This window comes from Pantoea sp. DY-15 (assembly GCF_019795935.1).
Taxonomy (GTDB): domain Bacteria; phylum Pseudomonadota; class Gammaproteobacteria; order Enterobacterales; family Enterobacteriaceae; genus Pantoea; species Pantoea leporis.
Window position 1 is genome coordinate 1,052,544 of the sequence record NZ_JAIMIF010000001.1, and the last position, 18,848, is coordinate 1,071,391.

15 protein-coding genes are annotated in these 18,848 nt (G+C 55.3%); 8 read left to right on the forward strand and 7 right to left on the reverse strand.

The genetic code is table 11. The features are described from left to right. Positions 1-204 precede the first annotated feature (204 nt). The 4 genes from K5Y32_RS05095 to K5Y32_RS05110 all read left to right on the forward strand — a co-directional run bounded on the left by K5Y32_RS05095 (position 205) and on the right by K5Y32_RS05110 (position 5,135). Positions 205-1,320 (forward strand): ABC transporter substrate-binding protein, encoded by a 1,116-nt coding sequence (locus K5Y32_RS05095; protein WP_222181965.1) that lies wholly within the window; start codon positions 205-207, stop codon positions 1,318-1,320. Between the two features lie 130 nt (positions 1,321-1,450). Further along, on the forward strand, positions 1,451-1,873 hold the full coding sequence (locus K5Y32_RS05100; RefSeq protein ID WP_222181966.1) for a DUF2231 domain-containing protein: 423 nt from the start codon (positions 1,451-1,453) through the stop codon (positions 1,871-1,873). Further along, complete coding sequence (locus K5Y32_RS05105; RefSeq protein WP_101764461.1) at positions 1,870-3,162, forward strand: sorbosone dehydrogenase family protein; 1,293 nt, start codon at positions 1,870-1,872, stop codon at positions 3,160-3,162. The genes K5Y32_RS05100 and K5Y32_RS05105 overlap by 4 nt, the downstream gene beginning before the upstream one ends. Positions 3,163-3,752: 590 nt before the next feature. Then, positions 3,753-5,135: a Xaa-Pro peptidase family protein gene (locus tag K5Y32_RS05110; protein ID WP_222181968.1), complete on the forward strand. Its 1,383-nt coding sequence runs from the start codon at positions 3,753-3,755 to the stop codon at positions 5,133-5,135. Between the two features lie 108 nt (positions 5,136-5,243). Here K5Y32_RS05110 and K5Y32_RS05115 read toward each other — a convergent pair whose 3' ends face one another. From K5Y32_RS05115 to uxuA, 4 genes are all read right to left on the reverse strand, one after another. Beyond that, complete coding sequence (locus K5Y32_RS05115) at positions 5,244-6,137, reverse strand: LysR family transcriptional regulator (RefSeq protein WP_222181970.1); 894 nt, start codon at positions 6,135-6,137, stop codon at positions 5,244-5,246. Between the two features lie 46 nt (positions 6,138-6,183). Next, positions 6,184-6,960, reverse strand: a complete 777-nt coding sequence (gene uxuR / locus K5Y32_RS05120) for a Uxu operon transcriptional regulator (RefSeq protein ID WP_222181971.1) — start codon at positions 6,958-6,960, stop codon at positions 6,184-6,186. 121 nt (positions 6,961-7,081) lie between these two features. Further along, entirely contained in the window at positions 7,082-8,500 is a 1,419-nt protein-coding gene (uxaC, locus tag K5Y32_RS05125) for a glucuronate isomerase (RefSeq protein WP_222182898.1), read from the reverse strand. Continuing rightward, complete coding sequence (gene uxuA / locus K5Y32_RS05130; RefSeq protein WP_222181973.1) at positions 8,497-9,690, reverse strand: mannonate dehydratase; 1,194 nt, start codon at positions 9,688-9,690, stop codon at positions 8,497-8,499. Before uxuA ends, uxaC begins: the two co-directional genes overlap by 4 nt. 230 nt (positions 9,691-9,920) lie before the next feature. Here uxuA and K5Y32_RS05135 point away from each other — a divergent pair, with 230 nt between their 5' ends. Both K5Y32_RS05135 and K5Y32_RS05140 read left to right on the forward strand, forming a co-directional pair. Beyond that, a complete protein-coding gene (locus K5Y32_RS05135; protein WP_222181975.1) occupies positions 9,921-11,222 on the forward strand; it encodes an MFS transporter in 1,302 nt (433 codons plus the stop codon). A gap of 14 nt (positions 11,223-11,236) precedes the next feature. Further along, positions 11,237-13,630, forward strand: a complete 2,394-nt coding sequence (locus K5Y32_RS05140; protein WP_222181977.1) for a TIM-barrel domain-containing protein — start codon at positions 11,237-11,239, stop codon at positions 13,628-13,630. 269 nt (positions 13,631-13,899) lie between these two features. Here K5Y32_RS05140 and K5Y32_RS05145 read toward each other — a convergent pair whose 3' ends face one another. Further along, positions 13,900-14,775: a LysR family transcriptional regulator gene (locus K5Y32_RS05145; RefSeq protein ID WP_222181979.1), complete on the reverse strand. Its 876-nt coding sequence runs from the start codon at positions 14,773-14,775 to the stop codon at positions 13,900-13,902. Between the two features lie 103 nt (positions 14,776-14,878). Between K5Y32_RS05145 and K5Y32_RS05150 the strand changes: the two genes are divergently transcribed. Beyond that, positions 14,879-15,973 carry a tRNA-dihydrouridine synthase gene (locus tag K5Y32_RS05150; RefSeq protein ID WP_222181980.1) on the forward strand — a complete coding sequence of 365 codons (1,095 nt, stop codon included), beginning with the start codon at positions 14,879-14,881 and terminating at the stop codon, positions 15,971-15,973. Positions 15,974-16,104: 131 nt separating this feature from the next. Here the strand turns inward: K5Y32_RS05150 and K5Y32_RS05155 are convergent, their stop codons facing one another. Continuing rightward, positions 16,105-17,007 carry a ParB/Srx family N-terminal domain-containing protein gene (locus K5Y32_RS05155; RefSeq protein WP_222181982.1) on the reverse strand — a complete coding sequence of 301 codons (903 nt, stop codon included), beginning with the start codon at positions 17,005-17,007 and terminating at the stop codon, positions 16,105-16,107. 132 nt (positions 17,008-17,139) lie between these two features. Here K5Y32_RS05155 and K5Y32_RS05160 point away from each other — a divergent pair, with 132 nt between their 5' ends. Further along, a complete protein-coding gene (locus K5Y32_RS05160) occupies positions 17,140-17,772 on the forward strand; it encodes a DapH/DapD/GlmU-related protein (protein WP_222181984.1) in 633 nt (210 codons plus the stop codon). Positions 17,773-17,856: 84 nt separating this feature from the next. On the opposite strand, the gene K5Y32_RS05165 is transcribed toward K5Y32_RS05160, so the two are convergent. Beyond that, positions 17,857-18,822, reverse strand: coding sequence for a GT-D fold domain-containing glycosyltransferase (locus tag K5Y32_RS05165; RefSeq protein ID WP_222182900.1), 966 nt, complete (start codon positions 18,820-18,822; stop codon positions 17,857-17,859). Between the last annotated feature and the right edge of the window lie 26 nt (positions 18,823-18,848).

Genomic DNA, 18,848 nt, shown 5'->3' on the forward strand with positions numbered 1-18,848 from the left:
ATAGCGCGGCGATTAATTGGGCATTTGCCCGGTAAGCTGTGAGGTTTTTCACGAATGAAGGGCATTTTGTGAGCGATTGCACAGTGGGAAAAAGCGCGGGGAATGTAAAAAAATGTGTATCCAGGGCTTTTCATTTCCTGTCTGCCAGGTAATAGTGACGCCGCGAAATTTAAATAATAATCATTATCATTCTAGGTGTATTAAATGAAATCATGGCTGATAGCACTGGGATTACTGGCGGTGACGGGTCACGTTGCGGCGAAAACCATTACCGATGTGGCTGGACGACAGGTCGAGGTCAAGGAGGAGTCTAAACGCATCATTCTCGGCGAAGGGCGTCAGATGTATTTGCTGGCGGCGTTTGACACCGCTGCGCCGTTCCAGCGCGTGGTGGGCTGGCGTGACGATTTCCATAAAGCCGACTACGACGGCTATATGGCGTACGAAAAGAAATATCCGCAGATCAAAAAGCTGCCGACCTTTGGTGGCGCGAAAGATGGCACCTTCAACGTCGAGCAGGCGCTGACGCTGAAGCCCGATTTGGTGCTGATGAACCTCGAATCCAAAGCCGCGACCGACGAAGGCAAGCTGATCGAGAAGTTACAAGCGGTGGGCGTGCCGGTGGTGTTTATCGACTTCCGCGAGAAGCCGATGGAACATGCTGAGCAAAGCATCCGCATCATGGGCGAGCTGGTTAACAATCCGCAGCGCGCCGAAGAGATCGTGGCGTTCCGCCGTGCGCAAATCGAAAAGGTAACCGATCGCCTGAAAAACTTTAACGGCACGCGCCCGAAAGTGATGATTGATCGTGCTGGCGGCTATACCGATGAGTGCTGCATGTCGTTTGGTAACGAGAACTTTGGTCAGATGGTGGAACTGGCGGGCGGCAGCAACATTGCCAAAGCGTTGATTCCGGGCACCTTCGGCACACTCAATCCCGAGCAGATCATCGCCAGCCGTCCCGATGTGGTGGTGGTGACAGGCGCGAACTGGAAAAACTACAACACCGTGGGTAAATGGGTTGGCGTGGGGCCCGGTGCGGATGTGAAAGAAGCGACGGCGCGTTTACGCGTGCTAATGATGCGTGATGCCTTCAAAACACTGCCGGTGGCGCACAACGGTAACGCGCATGCCATCTGGCATCAGTTCTACGACAGCCCGTATCAGTTTGTCGCGATTCAGGCGCTGGCGAAGTGGTTACATCCTGAACTGTTTGCCGATCTCGATCCGGACGCCACGTTCCATGAGTTCCACGAAAAGTTTCTGCCTTTGCCGTATCAACCGGGTTATTGGGTAAGCCTGCCGGCAGATAAGTCTTAAGTTAGAGTGTGTTAGATAAGTGTTAAACGTTACTGTTTATCTTTACTAATATTTCACAGGTGGCTGCACGTTGTTTTATAAAAGCGAAACGCGTGCACCATCTGACAATAATACGGTAAGGGAGAGAGTAATGTTTCATACCTCAGGAAGACCGGTGTTCGGTGTGACGTTGTATACGCTGCTGGAACCGTTGCCGCTGGGCTTTTTTGTCGCCGCCTGGTTTTTCGATATCCTCTATTTGCAAACCTTCGTCATCATGTGGACCAAATCCGCTAGTTGGCTGATCGCTATCGGTCTGGTGCTGGCCATCCTGCCACGTTTAATCAGTTTGGTTTATTTATTCCGCGGCGCGCGGCCGACCGAGAAAACCCATTTCTGGCTGTCGCTGCTGGCGATCGTGCTGGCGGTGGTGAATGCCTTTATTCACAGTCGCGATGCTTACGCGGTGGTGCCACTGGGCATCACGCTGTCGACGCTGGTGGTGGCGCTGCTGCTGATCGCTAACGTGCAGCTGGTGTTGCGCGAACGTCGCACGCAAGGAGGTCGCGTATGAAACACTTACTCAGTGCGGTAGCCATCGCGATGCTGCTCAGCGCCTGTGACGACGGGGCGCTGATCGATCCTCAAAAGCAAATCGGTGCGAATCCTGAACTGCCGCAGGCGCAGAACTTCTTTATGCCGCCGATGCAGGTGCCGGAAGGCACGCCGTGGAAAGCCGGTGAAATGCCGAAAGTGGCGGATGGGTTAAAGATCGAAAAGATCGCCGACAATCTGCAGCATCCGCGTCAGGTGCTGGTGCTGCCGAACAATGATGTGCTGGTGGCGGAATCCAATGGCACACCGAAACCGACCACCGCACCGAAGCAGCTGATTATGGGCATTGTGCAGAAAGCGTCTGGCAAGGGCGGCGAGGGCGGTAATCGCATTACCTTGCTGCGTAATGTTAACGGCAAATGGGAGCAACATCGCTTTATCGACAACCTGACAGCGCCGTTTGGTATGCAGCTGGTGGGCAACACGCTGTATGTGGCGAACGCCGATAGCCTGGTGAAATTCCCGTATGAAACCGGGCAAACCGAGATCCGCACCCCGCCGGTGGAAGTGACCGAGCTGCCGGGCGGGCCAATTAATCATCACTGGACCAAATCGCTGCTCGCCAGCCCCGACGGCAGCAAGCTGTACGTTGGCGTGGGATCGAACAGTAACGTAACGGAAAACGGCATTGGTGAAGAGTATCGCCGCGCGGCGGTGCTGGAAGTGGATGCGGCCAGCGGTGCTAGCCGGATTTATGCCAGCGGCCTGCGCAATCCAACCGGCTTACAGTGGGAGCCGCAGAGCGGCAAGCTGTGGGCGATTGTGAATGAGCGCGACGAGATCGGTTCTGATTTAGTGCCGGATTATATGACGTCGGTGCAGGACAAAGGCTTTTACGGCTGGCCGTACAGCTATTATGGCCAGCACGTGGATGAGCGCGCGCAGCCGCAGAGGCCGGATCTGGTAGAGAAGGCGATTAAACCGGATTACGCCCTGAGTTCGCACGTCGCACCACTCGGTCTGTTGTTCTACGGCGCGGATAATATGCCGCAGTATCGCGGCGGGGCGTTTATCAGCGAACACGGCAGCTGGAACCGTACGCCGCTCAACGGCTATCAGGTGGTGTGGGTGAAATTCGAGAATGGGAAACCGGTGGGACAACCACAGCCGGTGGTGACTGGTTTCCTCACCGACGATCAGAAGCAGGTGCGCGGCTTGCCGGTTGGTTTAGCCACCGATCGGCAGGGCGGCGTATTAATTGCCGATGATGCGGGAAATACCATTTGGCGTATCAGTTCCGCCAGATAATTAATCGCAGGTAATAAAAAAGGATTTGGCATTAAGCCAAATCCTTTTTTTTATGTTCGCTAAACGGCTGGTAACCGCGCCGCGAACGGGGTGCTCAGCACTCCTCACAACAGCGATAATAAAATGTGCGGCGAGATATTTCAAGTTTTGCCATAATACTGTATGGTTATACAGGTGTTGAGTGACGAGCGAAGCCTCATTGTTTTTCTGATGACTCCAGGGGCGCGGATAGTTAAATCCCGGCAGGTTTCAGGTGGTGCTGGCCTGTGGCTTTTACAATGAGAGCCGCTCAGCACTCCTCACAATTGTGCTTAGGCGGTCGGCGGGTGGAGTCAAAGCCCCGGCAGCTGAAAGGCGCGCTCCTCTCAGAGGAGAAGGAAAGTGATGGAACTTGTTCGATTGCTGCTGGACATCGTCCGCATCATTCTTCAAATCATCGTTGCCCTTTTGCAACTGACCGGTCAGGCACACTGACTGGAACTTGAGACAAGGCGGAGCTCACCCCTCCGCCTTTTTTCGCGTGGATCAAAATCCGCTGCGCTAAAAACGCGACTATCCTCATCTCATTCTGTAATGCGAGGAAGTGCATCATGGCAATCACGTTCGGGCCGATTACCGCGCCGATGACGTTCAGCGACGTTGAACCGGTTTTTCTCACCGATGATACGCTTGTGCAGCGCAAGAACGCGCTGCTGGCGGGCATGCAGCGCGAGGGTTTTGACTGGCTGGTGATCTATGCCGACAAGGAACACGGCGGCAATTTCGAATATCTGAGGGGATTTATCCCGCGTTTTGAAGAGGGATTGCTGCTACTGAATCACTCCGGAGCTTGCACGGTGGTGCTGGGCAACGAAAACCTGAAAATGGCGTGCTTCTCACGCACAGCGGCCGCGCTGCTGCACACGCCGTACTTCTCACTTCCCAATCAGCCCATGGACAATGAAGTGCCGCTGGAAAGTCTCTTCAAAGATGCTGGCTTAGCGAACGGCCATAAAGTCGGGCTGGTGGGCTGGAAGATGTTTACGCCCGCCGCCGGCAATGGGCGTGCGATGTTTGATCTGCCGTACTTTATTGTCGATGCTATTCAGCGCACGCTCAGCGATGACGGCATGTTAGAAAATGCCATCCACTTGTTTATTGGCGATAACGGCGCGCGCACCACCTGCAATGCCAATGAAATCGCCCATTACGAATATGGCGCAAACCTCGCGTCAAAGTGCATGCTGGAGGCGCTGAATGCCATCGAGGTGGGCGTGCGTGAAACAGAATTGGGCGCGTTACTGCACGCCGAAGGGCAATGCAACACGGTGGTGACCATCGCCGCGACCGGCAGCCGTTTCGACAAAGCGAATCTCTATCCGACTTACAAAAAAGTGCAGCGCGGCGATCCGCTCTCGCTAACCACCGCCTTCAAAGGCGGACTCTCCAGCCGCAGCGGCTTCGTCATCGCCGATCACAGCGAGCTGCCGCCAGGCCAGCAAGATTATCTGGATCGCATCGCCAAACCCTATTTCTCGGCGGTGGTGGCGTGGCTGGAAAACATTCGCTGCGGCATGAGCGGTGGCGAGCTGTATCAGCTTATCGAGCAGGTTTTGCCAAAAGCCCGTTTTGGCTGGCACCTCAATCCGGGGCATCTGGTGGCGGATGAAGAGTGGATGTCGTCGCCGATTTATCACCATTCAACCGAACGGCTGAAAAGCGGCATGTTGCTGCAAATTGATATCATCCCGTCGGTGCCGGGTTATAACGGTGCCAGCGCCGAAGAGTGCGTGGTGCTTGCCGATGCGGCGCTGCAAAGCGATATCCGCAACCATTATCCGGCGTTGTGGCAGCGCATCGAAACCCGCCGCCGTTATCTGCGGGAAACCATCGGCATTCAGCTCAGCGATGAAATCTTGCCGCTGTCGAATAGCGTGGCGTATTTAAGGCCGTTCTTTTTGGCGAAGGATTTGGCGTTGAGCGTGGTGAGTTGATGTTATTAGCTGAGGTCGCCATGAATGGCGACCCTACAAAATCGTGCTATATCGTCGTAGGGCCGCCATTTATGGTGACCAAAGTATTACGTCATAGATGCTGATCTTTCAGCCCTTGTATTTAATCGCTTCAATCAATTTCTCAAACGCGGCGGTGTGCTGTTTGCGGCTCGGATAATAGAGATAATATCCGCTAAACGGTTCGCTCCAGTCTTCAAGCAGGCATTGCAGTTCGCCGTTGGCGATGTGCTGTTTAACGGTATCCTCGGGTACATGGGCAATACCCATACCGGATAGCACTGCATCAATACGCGAAGCCAGATTATTAAATATCAACTGGCCTTCAACTTTAACGCGAATATCTTTGCCGTTCTTGCTGAACTCCCAGCTATATAATCCTCCCAGCGTAGGAAGGCGCATATTAATGCAGTTGTGATTCTGCAATTCGTAGGGCGTGGTGGGAATGCCGTGTTTTTGCAAATAGTCAGGCGATGCAACGGTCACCATTTTCCAGTCCGGGCCGATTCTCACCGCCACCATATCTTTCTCAATGCTCTCGCCGAGTCGCACGCCGGCATCGAAACGCCCGCTGACGATATCCGTTAAGGTGTTATCAACAGAGAGCTCTACATTCACTTCCGGATAGGCTTGCAGAAACGGTTTGAGCAGCGGCCACAACGTCGAAGACAGCGCATGTTCGCCCGCGGTAATACGAATATTCCCCGACGGCTTGCCCTGATTATCGGCTAGTTGCAGCAGGGCTTTTTCAATGTCAGCCATCATCGGTGCCACGCTCTGAATCAGGTTTTCACCTGCTTCGGTTGGCGCGACACTGCGCGTGGTGCGCGTTAATAAACGCGTGTTTAATCGCTCTTCAAGACCGCGAATCGAGTGGCTTAGCGCCGATTGCGACACGCCTAATTTGGCCGCAGCGCGCGTGAAGCTGCATTCGCGCGCCACCATCACTAAATAGATCAGGTCGTTGAAGTTTTCCCGCAGCATGTGGTTGACCTTATTACTGTCGTGGCGTCAAAAGAGGAAACGCAAATTAGTTAGGCGGATTATGAGTGGCGTACAGCGGCCAGGATTCAAACAGATAACCATCGAAATCAATATCATCAACGTCTGAGAACTCCAGCAGCCGCTGTTTCACGTTTTCCAGGTGTTGCCACATCGCCAGTTTGGCGGCGCGTGCGTCTTTCTTGATCAGCGTCGCGAGGATCTTTTTGTGATCGTCGAGCCACTGTTTGCGGTAATCGTTGTTGACCAGATGACGATGCAGCTGGCTCCACATCACATTATCTTCGCGCCACTGCCAGGATTGCTTAAATAGCTCAACCAGCATGCTGTTATGCGTGGCTTCGGCAATCGCCAGGTGGAAATTGCGATCGCCGTTTTCACTTTGGTTGACCGCACCGGAAGCCAGCTCTTTCTCTTCCAGCTCCAGCGCCTGGCGCATCTTCATGATGTCTTCACGCGTGGCTTGCAGCGCGGCGAACTCGGCGATATTGCTTTCCAGCAGCTGACGCGCCTGCAACATTTCAAAGGGGCCGGCATCGTTGCTGGCTTTATGAAGCGAAACGGGTTGCTGGGGCGAATCGTGAATCACATAGATGCCCGCACCACGCCGCACCTCGATTAATCCTTCCAGCTCCAGCATGATCAGCGCTTCTCGCACCAGCGTACGCGTCACATCCAGCAGCGCGGCGAGTTCGCGCTCCGGCGGCAGCCGTTCGCCCACCGCATACTGTTTCTGCGTGATCATCTGGCGGAGCATTTCCCCGACTTCCTGATAAGGGCGCTGTGCTGAAGTTTGAGTTTTCATCGTGCTCTTTTCTGTGTGTTAAAGGATTCACAACCTCTGATACAGCCTCACTCAGAGACGCGCACTATAGCATAGCGAATAAGAATCGGCCTGGTCACGGCGTGCCGTGACCAGGCCTAACTCACCTGGCGTTCAGCGCGAAATAGCGTTCGGCATTGTTGAAGCAAATGTCGCGCAGCATGCTGCCGAGCATCGGCTCATCGTGCGGCACAATGCCGTCTTTCACCCACTGCGCCAGCAGATTGCACAGAATACGGCGGAAGTATTCGTGGCGCGTATAGGAGAGGAAGCTGCGTGAATCGGTCAGCATGCCGACAAACTGGCTGAGTAAGCCGATTTGCGACAGTTGCTCCAGCTGACGCAGCATGCCATCGCGCTGATCGTTGAACCACCAGCCAGAACCGAACTGCACCTTGCCAGCAATGCCCGCGCCCTGGAAGTTGCCCGCCATGGTGGCCAGCACTTCGTTATCGCGCGGATTGAGGCAATAAAGAATGGTTTTCGGCAGCTGATCGTTGAGGTCCATCGCATCCAGCAGGCGCGCCAGCGGCCAGGCAATATTGTTATCTCCAATCGAATCAAAGCCGCTGTCTGGCCCGAGCTGGCTGAACATGCGCGTGCTGTTGTTACGTATCGCGCCGATGTGCAGCTGCATTACCCAGCCGCGCCGCGCATATTCGCTGCCGAGCCACACCAACACCGCGCTGCTGAACTGGGCGATTTCCAATTCATCCAGCACATCGCCACGGCGACGTTTCGCCAAAATAGTATCGAGCAGGCTGTCGTCCGGCACCGGCGCAAAGCGCAGGATTTCGATACCGTGATCCGATGCGCGACAACCGTGGGCGGAGAAGTGGTCAAGACGCCGCAAAAGCGCGCGGCGTAACGCATCAAAGCTGTCGATGGCGACATCGGCGGCGGCTTCCAGACGACCAAGATAGTCGACAAAACCCTCCAGCTCGATTTTGAAGACTTTGTCCGGACGCCAGCTCGGCGCAACGTCAATATCAAAGCTGCGGTCATCGGCGATTTGGCGGTGATAGAGCAGCGAATCAACCGGATCGTCGGTGGTGCCCACCATGCGCACCTTCATCTGGCGCATGATGCCGCGCGCAGAAAATTCCGGCGTCGCCAGTTGTTCCGTGCAGCGCTGCCAGATCGCAGGCGCGGTGTCCGGGCCAAACAGCGTATCGGTGATGCCAAACGGGCGACGCAGTTCAAGGTGTGTCCAGTGATAGAGCGGGTTGCCGAGGGTTTTTGGCACCGTTTGCGCCCAGGCGAGATACTTGTCGTAGTCGCTGGTGTTCTTGCCGGTGATCAACGACTCATCGACGCCCGCGGCACGCAGCGCGCGCCATTTGTAGTGATCGCCTTCCAGCCAGATTTGGCCAAGGTTGGCGAAGCGACGATCTTCAGCAATCTCCTGCGGATTGAGGTGACAGTGATAATCGTAGATCGGCATATCCGCAGCGAAGTCGTGATATAAGCGCCGCGCGACGTCGCTCTGCAGCAGAAAATCTTCATCCATAAAGCGCATTATTGGGCGTCCTGAGCAAAATAGGCGCGGTGGATCGCCAGTTCGACGCCGCGAATTTCAGCCAATCCTTTCAGACGACCAATCGCCGAGTAGCCGGGATTGGTTTTCTTCTTCAGATCATCCAGCATCTGGTGGCCGTGGTCGGGACGCATCGGAATCAAATCCGGCTGTCCTGCGGCTTTGCGTCGCTGCTCCTCTTCGGCAATCGCCTTGATTACCGCAAACATATCGACATCGCCAGCCAAATGTGCGGCTTCATGGAAGCTGTTGGGGTTCTCTTCCCGTTTGGTGGAACGCAGATGCGCGAAGTAGATGCGCGGGCCGAAGCGCTTAACCATGCCGGCTAAATCATTCTCTGCCAGCACGCCGTACGAGCCGGTACACATGGTGAAACCGTTGGCGGGGCTGCTGACGGTATCGATCATCCATTGCAGATCGTCGGCGTTGGAAACGATGCGCGGTAAGCCGAGAATCGGGCGCGGCGGATCGTCCGGATGTACCGCCATGCGTACGCCCACTTCTTCCGCAACCGCGACAATGGCGCGCAGGAAGGTGGCAAAATTCTCACGCAGCTCGGCCTTACCGATACCTTCATAACGCGCCAGCTGGGCGCGGAATTGATCCAGCGTGTAGCCTTCCTCCGCACCCGGCAAACCGGCGATGATGTTGCGCATCAGGCGGTTACGGTGCTCTTCACTCATCGTTGCAAAGCGTTCAGCAGCCTCGGCGATCTCTTGCGTACTGTAATCCTGCTCCGCGCCGGGACGCTGCAGAATGTGCAGTTCAAACACCGCGAACTCAATCTGATCAAAACGCAGGGCTTTCGCGCCATCCGGCAGCAGATATTCGAGATCGGTGCGCGTCCAGTCGAGGATAGGCATGAAGTTGTAGCACACGGTTTTAATGCCGCACTGCGCCAGGTTGCGCAGCGACTGCTGATAATTGCTGATCCAGTGCTGGCAGCGGCCGCTGCCGGTTTTAATCTCTTCATGAATCGGCACGCTCTCCACCACCGACCACACCAAACCGGCGGCTTCCACCAGCGCCTTGCGCTGCATGATTTCGTCGACTGACCACACTTCGCCATTAGGGATGTGGTGCAGTGCGGTGACGATGCCGGTTGCGCCCGCCTGGCGCGCATCGGACAGAGAGACAGGATCGTTGGGGCCGTACCAGCGCCAGGTCTGCTTCATGTTGTTACCTCACTCACTATTGGTTGACCAATATTCTTTATTAGCGCGCTACATCAGATAATAACTACGCGATTCCGGATTAAAACTCTGCTCTTTACGGGGTTAAGTCAACCTGGTAAGTGATTTTGGTTAACCATATCACATTTGCGACATCAATCTGGCGACCACTTTTCGCAACTGTGGTTCACTCCTGGCGGATGGTTAGAAATGACTCACTAACGGAGAATCAGATGAACCGCAGTTTAAACCCAGGGATAACCGCCGCAGGCACCAAACGCACCTTGCGCAATCTGCGCTGGTGGGTATTGGTGCTGTTCTTAGCAGGCGTTACGGTCAACTACATCACCCGTAACTCGTTGGGCTTGCTGGCACCGGAGCTCAAAACCAGTCTTAACATCACCACCGAACAATATTCCTGGATCGTCGGCGCATTCCAGCTGGCGTATACCTTCTTTCAACCCATTTGCGGCTGGCTGATCGACGTTATTGGCCTGAAAGTCGGCTTCCTGATCTGCGCCACCATTTGGGCCGTCGCCTGTTTGTTCCACGCTGGCGCGGCCAGTTGGGTGCATCTGGCTATCCTGCGTTTTGTCATGGGCGGTGCAGAAGCAGCAGCCACGCCCGCTAACGCCAAAGTGATTGGCGAATGGTTCCCGAAAAAAGAGCGTCCTATCGCCGCCGGATGGGCGGGGGTGGGTTTCTCGCTTGGCGCGATGCTGGCACCGCCGATTATCTACTTTGCGCACGCTTCCTTTGGCTGGCAGGGCGCGTTCCTGTTCACCGGCTGCCTGGCGTTGGGTTGGGTGGTGCTGTGGTGGTGGTTCTATCGCGATCCGGAGCAACATCCCAATCTGCAGGCCTCGGAACTGGAATTTATTCGTCAGGATAATGAACCGCCAGCAGTGAAACTGCCGTTCTTTACCGCGCTGAAAACCGTGTCGAAAAACAAACGTTTTTACGGCATCGCCATTCCCGCCTTTATGGCTGAACCTGCCTGGGGCGTGCTGAGCTTCTGGGTGCCGCTCTATCTGGCGAAAGAGCTGGGTATGGATCTGAAGCAGATTGCTATGTTCGCCTGGCTGCCGTTCCTCGCCGCCGATTTAGGCAGCGCGGCCAGCGGTTATCTGACGCGGCTCTACACCAAAATCTTTGGTTTTACCCAAGTCAATTCCGTGGTGGCGAGTTCGGTGACGGGCGCTTTCCTGATGCTGTCGCTGGCGCTGGTGGCGGTCACTAAAGATCCTTACGTAGCGATTGCGCTAATCTCGATTGGTGGTTTCGGCCATCAAATCATCTCCTGCATGCTGAGCGCGCTGGTGGTGGAGAAGTTTGATAAAGGCCAGATGGCCACCGTCAACGGCATGCGCGGCTCGTTTGCCTGGATCTCTAGCTTCCTGTTCTCACTGCTGATCGGCGTGACCGCCGACACCATTGGCTTTAATCCGCTGTTTGTCGCCATGGGCTTCTTCGACCTGATTGGCGCCGTATTCCTGATTGCTTTTATTGCTGAACGTCGCGCCCAGCGCGCATGAAAAAGTAGGTAACGATGAAAACGTTAAAAAATTGGTCATTAGCCGGTTCCGATGCACACCACGTGGCGTTAACCGTCGACGGCAAACACACGCTGTGTCTGTATGTGCTGGAAACGGGTATGTTCCGCGTGGTGATTAAACGTCAGGGCACGTATAGCCTTGATCGCACCTGGAGCATCGCGCCAGAAAGCGATGTGCCGTGGGAAGGGCGTCAGCGCGATAGCCTGGCCGGCTTCGCTTTGCCATCGTTCACGCTGGAAGAAGAGGGCGACACGCTGGTGGTGGCCACCGATAAACTGCGGGTAAGAGTCCATCAACCGCTGGCGCTGGAGTGGCAATATTGCGACAGCCACGGCACGTGGCAGCTGCTGACCTGCGACCGTCCAACCAGTGCTTATCAAATCAACGCGCACGGCGATGGCGTGGCGCACTATCAGTGCCGCATGAACGACGATCGTTATTATGGCTTGGGCGAGAAAAGTGGCGATTTGCAGCGTAACGGCCAGCGCTATGAGATGCGTAACCTTGATGCGATGGGCTACAACGCGGCCTCCACCGATCCGCTGTACAAGCATGTGCCGTTTACCATCACGCGTCGTACCGACGTTAGCTTTGGTCTCTATTACGATAACCTCAGCAGCAGCTGGTTTGATCTCGGTAATGAACTCGATAACTATCACAAACCGTATCGCCGCTGGCAGGCCGAAAGCGGTGATATCGACTATTACCTGTTTGTTGGTGACAAGGTGCTGGATGTCACCAAAGCCTTTGTGCGTCTGACCGGTAAAACGCTGTTCGGCCCAAAATGGAGCCTCGGCTACAGCGGTTCAACCATGCATTACACCGATGCGTCAGATGCGCAAAATCAGCTGATGAACTTCATCCGCCTGTGCGAAGAGCACGATATTCCGTGCGATTCATTCCAGCTTTCATCGGGCTACACCTCAATTAACAACAAGCGCTACGTGTTCAACTGGAACTACGACAAAGTGCCGCAGCCGGAAGTGATGAGCCAGGCATTTCACGACGCGGGCTTGCGCCTCGCCGCTAATATCAAACCGTGCCTGTTGCAGGATCATCCGCGTTATAACGAAGTGGCGGAACAAGGGCTGTTTATCCGCGACTCGGAAGAGGATGCGCCTGAGCGTTCGGTGTTCTGGGATGACGAAGGTTCACATCTCGATTTTACCCATCCGCAAGCCGTCGCCTGGTGGCAGGAAAACGTCACCAAACAGCTGCTGGAAAAGGGCATCGATTCCACCTGGAATGACAACAACGAATATGAAGTATGGGATGGCGAAGCGCGCTGCCATGGTTTCGGTACGCCAATTGCCATCAAACACATTCGCCCGGTGATGCCGCTGCTGATGATGCGCGCCTCAATGGAAGCGCAGCAGCGTTTCGCACCGGAAAAACGCCCGTTCCTGATTTCCCGTTCAGGCTGCGCCGGGATGCAACGTTATGTGCAAACCTGGAGCGGCGATAACCGCACCAACTGGACCACGCTGCGTTACAACATCCGCATGGGATTGGGCATGAGCCTGTCCGGTTTATACAACGTGGGACATGATGTCGGTGGTTTCTCCGGCGATAAGCCAGATGCAGAACTGTTTGTGCGCTGGGTACAAAACGGCGTGATGCATCCGCGTTTCACCATTCACTCGTGGAATGACGATCACACCGTCAATGAACCCTGGATGTATCCGGCGGCTACGCCTGCGATCCGCGCCGCGATTGAACTGCGTTATCGACTGCTGCCTTATCTCTATACGCTGCTGTGGCAGGCGCATGCTGACGATGAACCGATGCTGCGTCCGACTTTCCTCGATCATGAACAGGATGCGCAGACGTTCGCCGAGTGCGATGAGTTTATGCTGGGCCGCGATCTGCTGGTGGCCAGCGTGGTCGAACCCGGTCAGCGCGAGCGTCGCCTGTGGCTGCCCGATAACCAAACCGGCTGGTATGACTTTGCTACCCAGCAATGGTTCAGCGGCGGTCAATGGATCACGCTGGCGGCTCCGCTGGAAACCCAGCCGATGCTGGTGCGTGCCGGAGCGGCCTTACCGCTCAGCGATCGCCTGCGTCATGTTGATGCACAAGCTGACGATCGCCGCACCTTGCAGCTGTTCCCGCTGAAAGGCAAAGGGGTTAGCCAGGGTGTGCTGTTTGAGGATGATGGCGAAAGCTGGGCTTATCAGCAGGGCAACGCACTTTGGCTGAATTGGGAAATGCGCAGCGATGCTGAGGCGATTCACCTCAGCTTCCAGCGCAAAGGCAGCTTCCAGCCAGCCTGGCAGACGTTGAAAGTGATGCTGCCGCCGGGTGAACAGCGTCAGTTGTTTATTGATGGCGTGGCGGTCGATAAGGCGCAGGCAGAAGCAGTGTTGGCAGATATTGCAGCAGTGTAATGCTGGTGATCGGTCGCCATGAATGGCGACCCTACATCGATGTTGTATTCGTAGGGTGCGCATTCATGCGCACCTTGAAAAAAGCAAAATAGATCAATAAATTAACCCTTTCGCCCGCGCCAGCAGAAACGCGGTAACCGATGTCGCGTCGCTGATCTTTCCTGCCAGAATCAGTTCAAGAAACGCGTCGATTTTAATTTTCTTCGCGGTTAATCCCACCTCTTCCGCATCCAGATTTTGCCCCTGATTCGCCGTTCACATTTTCTGAATTAGCGCGCCATCGCCTGTTTCAGGGCATTCAGAAATACCGTGACACGCGTTGGCAGATGGCGCGCGGTGGGAAACAGCGCCCAGACGCCGAGCAGCTGCGGTTGGGCATCTTGCAAGGCAATTTCAATCAGTTCACCTGCCGCCAGTTCCTGCTGCACATCCCACGCAGAGAGCTGGGCGATGCCGCTGCCCGCCACGCACAAAGTGCGCACGCCTTCCACATTGCTGCCGCTGAAACGGCCCTCAACGCTGACACTGGAAATATGGTCGTCGACTATAAAACTCCATTGCGGCACGCCGGATAAGCGTAGGCAGTTATGCTGATGCAAATCGGCCAGCAGTTTTGGCGTGCCGAAGCGCGCCAGATAGTCTGGAGAAGCACAGAGCACGCGCGGATTATCCGCCAGCCGCTGCGCGACTAAGCGCGAATCCCGCAGCGGGGCGATGCGAATGGCGACATCGTAGCCCAGCCCAACAATATCGGTGACGTTATCGCTGAGCTGGAAATCGATCTTCAGTTCGGGATTCTCCGCCATCAGCGCAGGCAGCAACGGAATAATGGTGCGGCGGCCAAAACCAGAAGGTGCGGTGATGCGCAGCTGGCCGGTGGCGCCCTGTTTATTCGGCGAGAACAGATTGCGCGCGCTCTGTTCGGTTTCCGTCAGGGTTTTGGCGTAGGGCAGAAACTCTTCACCTTCATCTGTTAACGCAATGGCGCGGGTGGTGCGATGCAGCAGGCGTACGCCGAGATCTTCTTCCAGCGAGGCGAGTCGGCGTGAGACCGTCATCGGGGTGGTGTTCAGTCGCCGCGCAGCCTGCGTCAGGCTGCGCGTCTGGGTGACCATCAGGAAAACCTCAACATCTTTTGAGTTCATTGTAACGATTTCCGTTATACAGACGTATCATCATCGGCCATTTTTGTCCCTGTGGCGACCGAATATACTGCGCTCTGTAGATAATCCGCATCCAGAGAGCAATATGAGTGATAAACATCTTTTTCAGAGCGGCACACTGAATCGGCTGGCGCTGAAGAATCGCATTATGGTGGCGCCCATGACGCGCATCTCCGCCAGCGTTGACGGCATACCAGGCGAACGTATGCAGCACTACTATCAGCGCTTCGTGCGCGGCGGCTTCAGCGCCATCATCACCGAAGGCATCTATATCGATGAAGCCTGGTCGCAAACCTATGCGTTTCAGGCGGGGCTGATTAACGCTAAACAGAGCGCCGGCTGGCGCGCGATCACCGATCGGGTGCATCAGCATGGCGGCAAAATCATTGCGCAGTTGATGCATGCTGGGGCGATATCGCAGGGCAACATCTATCGACCGGACACGCTCGCGCCCTCGGCGGTGCGGCCGCGCGGGGAACAACTCGGTTTCTATCACGGTCATGGCGCCTATCCGCTGCCACGCGAAATGAATGAAGAGCAGATCCAGCAGGTGATCGACAGCTTTGCGCACACTGCGGCGCGGGCAATTGGCGAAGCGGGTTTTGATGGCATCGAAATTCATGGCGCTAACGGCTATCTTCTTGACCAGTTCTTTACCGATTACACCAATCAGCGCAACGATCGCTGGGGCGGCGATATCGTGGCACGTTTGTCTCTGACGCTGGCGGTGATCGCCGCGGTGCGCCAGCGCGTAGGCAAGGATGTTACGCTGGGAATTCGCCTCTCACAGGGCAAAGTGAATGATTTTCATCACAAATGGCAAGAAGGTGAAGCGGGCGCGCGTCTGGTATTCGCCGCGATTGCTGAGGCCGGCGTGGATTATCTGCATCTGACTGAATATGACGCGCTGCAACCGGCATTTGCCGATTCGCCGCTGTCGCTGGTGCAAATTGCGTGCCAGGCGGCACCGAAATTGCCGATTATCGCCAATGGCGCGTTAAGTGATGCCAGCACGGCGGCGCAGGCGCTGGAGCAGGGCGCGGATTATGTGTCGATAGGCAAAAGCGCGCTGGCCAATCCCGACTGGCCGATGCGTATTCGTGATGGCGTGGCACTGCGCGAATTTGATAAAAATCTGCTGGCGCCATCGGCGGGTGTGAAAAACTGCGAATTGGTTTAACGTTTGGCAAAAGCGCTGAGTGAGCGTAACGTTTTCATTAATTTGCATATGTATGCAGGTGCGCATGAACGCGCACCCTACGAAAAACGCACCAATCCTTTGTAGGGTCGCCATTTATGGCGACCGTATGATTATTGCGCAAAAGCCCACGTCAGTTTGCCCTTGTCGGAGACCAGCTTCTCCAGCTTCTTCTCATTCACTTTCTTGCGTGCACCTAACCGATCCGCCGTCAGCGGGCCGCTATCGCTGTGCGCAATTACCGTGTCTTTCGGCACGCTGGTCATCTTCTCAGCGATGGTTTCCAGCGCTTTGGCGTAACCGCTGCGATTGTTGAGGTCAAAGTTCTTCAGCGGCAGCTGCGTTTCCAGCCATTTGCCCCAGTAGAACTCGAGGAACGGCGGCGGATTCTGCTCCTTCTCAAAGCCAATGTCACGCACGAAATAGACCAGCGAGCGATATTCATCATTCTGCATATGCTGGCGGCCCAACTCTTTCGGCAGCGCGTCCGGTTTAATTTTGCCAGCAGGCGTATCCAGCCATACCAGATGTGCCGTTTCCATTTTTTGCCAGAAGGCGGACATGGTTTTCAGGCTGCGGAAGTCATCGGTGATGCGCACCTGCACCGGCGTGTTAAGACCGGCGATATCGGCGAAATTGCTGAAAGTATGATGACCATCGGTAAGGTACAGCACGTTATCCGGCGCAATCACCGCCGTTTTCATCGGCCCCGGTTCGCTGCCGACCGGCGCTTTACAGCTGAAGCTGCTGGGCTGCGAGAGACGTGATTTACTGTCAAATTTATCAACGCCTTTCTGCCCCATACTTTCGCAATAATCATCGAACAGCTTTTTCGGTTCGGCTTCATAACGATGCTGTTTGTAATCCAGCTGACGATAGCCAATCGCGGCCTGCGTCGGATGGAGTTGCGCTAACTGCACTTGCACAATATCACCGGCTTTGATGTCGGCGGGCAGCGCGGCGGATGCCTGTCCGGTTGACCACAACAGCGCCAGTATTGACCACGGTGTTCTCATTCCCTTTCCTCAAATCGCCTGAAACAGATGCGCACAATAGCATTAGTGTCATTTTGCCGCTGTAGTGTTGTGGCTCGCGGTTGCCCAGTTGCAACCGGTCATCCAGACATCTGACCACACGGAGCTTTGATTATGGCACTTGCTGCTGTGCAACCGGCAAAACTGCAACACACCGTTATCGATCCCAGCGTGCGCATGCGCGAAATCCAGATTGGCGCGCAATGTGAAGTGCTGGCCGAAACCTATATCGAATACAGCGAACTGGGTGACTTCTCCTATCTGGGAGAGCATTGCTGCGTCGCCGATGCGCAAATTGGGCGCTTTACCGCCATTGCTAATCATGTGCGGATTGGCGCACCCAATCACCCGATGGATCGCGCCTCGCAGCACCGTTTCACCTACTGTCCGGAATACTACGATGCGCAGGCGGAGCGCGATAATGGCTTCTTTGCCGAGCGTCGCGCCGATCGCGTGATCATTGGCAATGATGTGTGGATTGGCCATGGCGTGATCGTACTGCCGGGCGTGACGGTGGGTGATGGCGCGGTGCTGGCGGCCGGTGCGGTGGTGACGAAAGATGTGCCGCCTTACACCATTGTCGGTGGCGTGCCAGCCAAAGTGATCCGTGCACGTTTCCCGGCGGATATTGCCGCACAGCTGCAGGCGATTGCCTGGTGGAACTGGCCGCTGGAGAAGCTGATGGCGAATCTGGCGGATTTTCAGTCCTCCGATCTCCGCGCATTTTGCCAGCGGCACGGCAGCTAACTCCGCTGCAAGCGCCATTTGTCGTCGCAGCGAATCGCAAGCAATCTCAAAATACCCTGTTTTTGCGATTGCTTGCGATGTGGATTAGATCGGCGGATGCATCACCATCGCCGACAACACCGCTTCCTGCGGCAACCCGACATGCAGCAAAATCTGCTGGCGATAATGCTCATCGGCGTCGCGCGCATCGTCGCTGAGTAACACGCCAACTTCATTGACGTTCTTGCCGGCCACCTGCACCTTGTCACGCGCGGCACTGCGCATCCATTCGTACTCGATATCAATGTGGCCGGTATCAATGCAGCGAATGCCATGCTGGCTGAGATCGTAAGCCAGCACCGTGGCGGTGGGGCCGAGCGACATCAGCACCATATCGTAATCGTGTGCGTGCGCCAGTACTGAGCTGTAGAGATCGTTGTAGACCGAGAAGGCATTACGATTGAGCGTGGTGATGCGTTTAATCTGCCGCGCGCCATCGAGCAGATCGTTACCGATGCCGAGACGCGTGCCGCTGCCTTCCACAATTAATATCTTTTTATCGCTGAACAGCTGTTTGAACTTATTAAATACGCGAGCAGCCTGCTGCTTATCCTTATAATCGTGATAGGGGCGCGTAACGGAGGTGTTGCCGTAGCGATAATCTTTCTTTAATAACGTTTCATAATGGCGAAAATAAAACGCTTTATGAAAAAACCAGAATAGGGCCGAACCAAAACGCATATTCGAGGTGCCGCGAAAGGCATCGGGCATACATAATAAACAGGGATTCTTCGGCTGACTTCCGCGCCGTAATATCTCTTTAAGGCGAATAGAGAGTCGTTCATCGAAAGATTGAAAACCGATATTCTTGAACAAGGTCATTTCCAGTTCGCCGTCGCCATAGCGGCTTACGGAGAGCTTGTGGTCGCTGAGCAGCAGGTCAATGGTCTGTTCAGGCGACATCACCTGATATTGCCGGGCTCGCGCATTGGCTACCGGAAACTTAAAAGCAGCGTGTGTGAGTTTAAAAGGAAAACGTAATTTACGATAAAAGAAATCTGCGCTGATCATCATCACCTTCTTTTTATTAGCGGCCT

Bases quoted from the DNA above. Each gene is read 5' to 3' on its own strand.
- K5Y32_RS05095 (WP_222181965.1), top strand. From the start codon at position 205: ATGAAATCATGGCTGATAGCACTGGGATTACTGGCGGTGACGGGTCAC.
- K5Y32_RS05100 (WP_222181966.1), top strand. From the start codon at position 1,451: ATGTTTCATACCTCAGGAAGACCGGTGTTCGGTGTGACGTTGTATACG.
- K5Y32_RS05105 (WP_101764461.1), top strand. From the start codon at position 1,870: ATGAAACACTTACTCAGTGCGGTAGCCATCGCGATGCTGCTCAGCGCC.
- K5Y32_RS05110 (WP_222181968.1), top strand. From the start codon at position 3,753: ATGGCAATCACGTTCGGGCCGATTACCGCGCCGATGACGTTCAGCGAC.
- K5Y32_RS05115 (WP_222181970.1), bottom strand. From the start codon at position 6,137: ATGCTGCGGGAAAACTTCAACGACCTGATCTATTTAGTGATGGTGGCG.
- uxuR (WP_222181971.1), bottom strand. From the start codon at position 6,960: ATGAAAACTCAAACTTCAGCACAGCGCCCTTATCAGGAAGTCGGGGAA.
- uxuA (WP_222181973.1), bottom strand. From the start codon at position 9,690: ATGAAGCAGACCTGGCGCTGGTACGGCCCCAACGATCCTGTCTCTCTG.
- K5Y32_RS05135 (WP_222181975.1), top strand. From the start codon at position 9,921: ATGAACCGCAGTTTAAACCCAGGGATAACCGCCGCAGGCACCAAACGC.
- K5Y32_RS05140 (WP_222181977.1), top strand. From the start codon at position 11,237: ATGAAAACGTTAAAAAATTGGTCATTAGCCGGTTCCGATGCACACCAC.
- K5Y32_RS05145 (WP_222181979.1), bottom strand. From the start codon at position 14,775: ATGAACTCAAAAGATGTTGAGGTTTTCCTGATGGTCACCCAGACGCGC.
- K5Y32_RS05150 (WP_222181980.1), top strand. From the start codon at position 14,879: ATGAGTGATAAACATCTTTTTCAGAGCGGCACACTGAATCGGCTGGCG.
- K5Y32_RS05155 (WP_222181982.1), bottom strand. From the start codon at position 17,007: ATGAGAACACCGTGGTCAATACTGGCGCTGTTGTGGTCAACCGGACAG.
- K5Y32_RS05160 (WP_222181984.1), top strand. From the start codon at position 17,140: ATGGCACTTGCTGCTGTGCAACCGGCAAAACTGCAACACACCGTTATC.
- K5Y32_RS05165 (WP_222182900.1), bottom strand. From the start codon at position 18,822: ATGATCAGCGCAGATTTCTTTTATCGTAAATTACGTTTTCCTTTTAAA.